Source organism: Streptomyces sp., assembly GCF_031178505.1.
Lineage (GTDB): Bacteria > Actinomycetota > Actinomycetes > Streptomycetales > Streptomycetaceae > Streptomyces > Streptomyces gulbargensis.
Genome location: NZ_JAPSIW010000845.1, coordinates 1 through 2,860 on the forward strand (window position 1 = coordinate 1; position 2,860 = coordinate 2,860).

Here is a 2,860-nt window from a genome sequence, read left to right on the forward strand (position 1 = left end):
TGCTGGCCGGGGCTGGTGATGCCCAGGCGCTGGGCGGCGACGTCGCCGAGGACGACGGCCGGGTACTTGCCGGTCGCGGCGTTCAGCCAGGTGCCGCTGTGCACGCTGCCGCGCAGGGTGCGCAGCAAGTCTTGGGTGGCGGCCTGGACGGTGATCCCGCCGGTGATGGATTCGTCGATCCTCTCGGAGCGGCGTACGGAGTGGTCGAGGGTGGCGGTGGCTCCTACGTGCTCGACGCCGTGGATGCGGGCGATGCGGCCGGTGGCGTCCTTTGCGAGGGGGATCTTCTCGCCGGTGAGCAGGTCCTCGCCGGGGGTGACGACGAGCATGTTGGTACCGAGCCGGTCGAGTTCGGCGAGGAGTCTTTCCTTGCTGGAGGCGGAGATGCCGACCACGGCGATCATGGTGGCGATGCCGATGGCGATGCCGAGCGCGGAGAGAACGATGCGCAGAGGGCGGGAGCGCATGCCGGCCGCGCCGGTGTGCAGGACGTCCCTAGGGGTCAGACGGGCCGGTTTGAGGGCGGGGCGGTGACGGCGCTTGCTCACCGGAGGTCACCTCCCACGGGGAGTTCTCGGGCGGGGCCGCTCCCCGGCGCGGTGTCGTGGGCGATGAGGCCGTCGCGGATGCGGACCTGGCGGGGCAGCTGGGCGGCGATGTCCATGTCGTGGGTGATGACGGCGATGGTGGCGCCTTCCTGGTTGAGGTCGTGGATGAGGCGCATGACCGCTTCGCCGGAGGCGGAGTCCAGTGCGCCGGTCGGTTCGTCGGCCAGCAGCAGGTCGGGCTCGCCGACGATGGCGCGGGCGATGGCGACGCGCTGCTTCTGTCCGCCGGACAGTTCGTGCGGCTTGTGCCGGGTCCGCTCGCCCAGGCCGACCCGTTCGAGTGCGGTGGCGGCGCGGCGTCGGCGTTCGGCGCGCGGCAGGCCGGTGTAGAGCAGGCCCTCGGCGACGTTGTCGAGGGCGCTGATCCCGGTGACGAGGTGGAAGGCCTGGAAGACGAAACCGATGTGCTGGGCGCGCAGGGCGGACAGCTTGCGGTCGGTGAGGGTCGCGGTGTCGTGTCCGGCGATGGTGACGGTCCCGCCGGTGGGCTGGTCGAGGGTGCCGACGATGTGGAGCAGGGTGGACTTGCCCGATCCCGAGGGCCCGACAATGGCCAGGAGTTCGCCTCGCGCGATGGTCAGGTCGATGCCGCGCAGAGCGGCGACTCCTCCGGGGTACTCCTTCGTCACCTGCGACAGCCGCACCACCGGCTCCGCCGCCGAGGTGGTGCGGTGGAGGGGTGTGGTGGTGGTCATGTGGAGGCCACCCCCACCTTCATGCCGGCGGTCAGGCCCTTCCCTGAGATCTCGACCCTGCCCTGGGCGAACATGCCGAGGGTCACCTTCACCTCGCGGGTGCGCTTCCCTTCGACGATTTGGACTCCGAAGGAGCCGTCGGGCAGGGCGAGCAGGGCGCCGAGGGGCACGCTCAGCACGTTCTTGCGCGTCTGGCCGGTCAGTTTGACCGTGGCGGGGGACTTGTCGATGCCCTTGACATTGTCGGGGTCGTCGAAGGTGACGGTCACCGCGACCCTGGGGGTCTTGTCACCCGGGTCGTCACCGGTCGTGGCGGTGGCGCCGACCGAGGCGACGGTGCCCGGGGCGGTCGTGCCGTCGGGCAGCTCGATGCGCACCTTGGTGCCTTCCTCGGCCAGGGCGGCCTCGGACACCTTCACCCTGAGTTTCACGACGCGGTCGGAGCTCGTGGTGGTCAGCACCTGCTGGCCGGGACCGACGCGGTCCGCGACGGCCGCGTTCGCCGTCTGGATACGTACCGGGCCGGGGGCGAACGCGATCTGCCCGGGCCCGATCCGGCCGGTCTGCTTCAGCCCGTGCTTCCTCTGCCACCGCTTGACCGCTTCCTCGGTGCCCGCGGTGAACTCCTCGTCGTCCGCCAGCGCCGGGTTGTGGCCGAGCTCGCGCAGGTTCCGCTTCAGCTGGCGCACGTCCGTGCCCTTGTCGCCGCGCTTCAGTTCCCTGTACATGGGCTCCGCCCCGTACATCAACCGCACCTCGTGGCCGTCGAGGGCGTACAGCTTCCCGTCCCGGGCGACCTTGGATCCGCTGTCGGCGATCCAGGTCAGGGTGCCGGAGGCGCCGGCGTTCAGTTTCCGCTCGCGGGAGTAGCCGAGGGTGCCGTCCACGCTGGTGGCCGAGACCAGGTCACCCCGGGTGACGGTCGCGGTGCCGCGGGGCACGCCGGTGTTCTCGGCCGTGTTCCCGCCGGCCGCGGGCGTGCCCCGCTCGGTGACGGCGACGCCGCCGCCCGCGATCGCGGCCACCGCGACCGCGGCCCAGACGAGGGCGGTACGCCGCCTCATGCCGCACACTCGTTCAGCGCCGCGAGGAACTTGTCCGGGTCGGCACCCTCAGGGATCTTGAAACCGCTGCTCGACCCCTGCGCGCCGGGCTTGGGGTCGGGCATGTCGAAGCCCTTGCCCCGCACGCACTCGGCGATCTTCACCTGCTGGTCGAGGTTCTGCCGCTGCTCCGCGCTGCCGCTGCCACCGGCCTCCGGGCCGGAGCCGCAGTCGGTCAGCGCCTTGTTCCACTTCTCCGGCGACACTCCGCCCGGCTGGGTCAGCGGCTGCGCGTACGGATTGGTGCCCGCCTCCAGGTCCGGCACGTCCATGCCCTGGTCGCGCAGGCACTTGCGCAGCGCCTGCGCCTTGTCCATGGCCGCGGTGCCCGTCCCCGAGCCGCCGAAGCTGCTGGGTGACTCCTTCGCCCCGCTGCCGTCGGACGAACAGCCGGCCGTCAACAGCGTCAGACCTGCCAGGCCCGTGGCCAGCGCCAGAGCAAGACGGTGATTCC

Annotated in this window: 4 protein-coding genes; all 4 read right to left on the reverse strand. The window is 71.5% G+C overall.

Annotated elements, in window-relative coordinates; genetic code table 11:
- Positions 1-548 (reverse strand): ABC transporter permease (locus RIF68_RS33310; RefSeq protein ID WP_375165775.1); only part of this gene is annotated, 548 nt, incomplete at its 3' end.
- On the reverse strand, positions 545-1,303 hold the full coding sequence (locus RIF68_RS33315; protein ID WP_309055191.1) for an ABC transporter ATP-binding protein: 759 nt from the start codon (positions 1,301-1,303) through the stop codon (positions 545-547). The genes RIF68_RS33315 and RIF68_RS33310, both read right to left, overlap by 4 nt.
- Complete coding sequence (locus RIF68_RS33320; protein WP_309055193.1) at positions 1,300-2,367, reverse strand: peptidoglycan-binding protein; 1,068 nt, start codon at positions 2,365-2,367, stop codon at positions 1,300-1,302. Before RIF68_RS33320 ends, RIF68_RS33315 begins: the two co-directional genes overlap by 4 nt.
- On the reverse strand, positions 2,364-2,860 hold a 497-nt coding region (locus tag RIF68_RS33325; RefSeq protein WP_309055195.1), incomplete at its 5' end, for a hypothetical protein. The genes RIF68_RS33320 and RIF68_RS33325, both read right to left, overlap by 4 nt.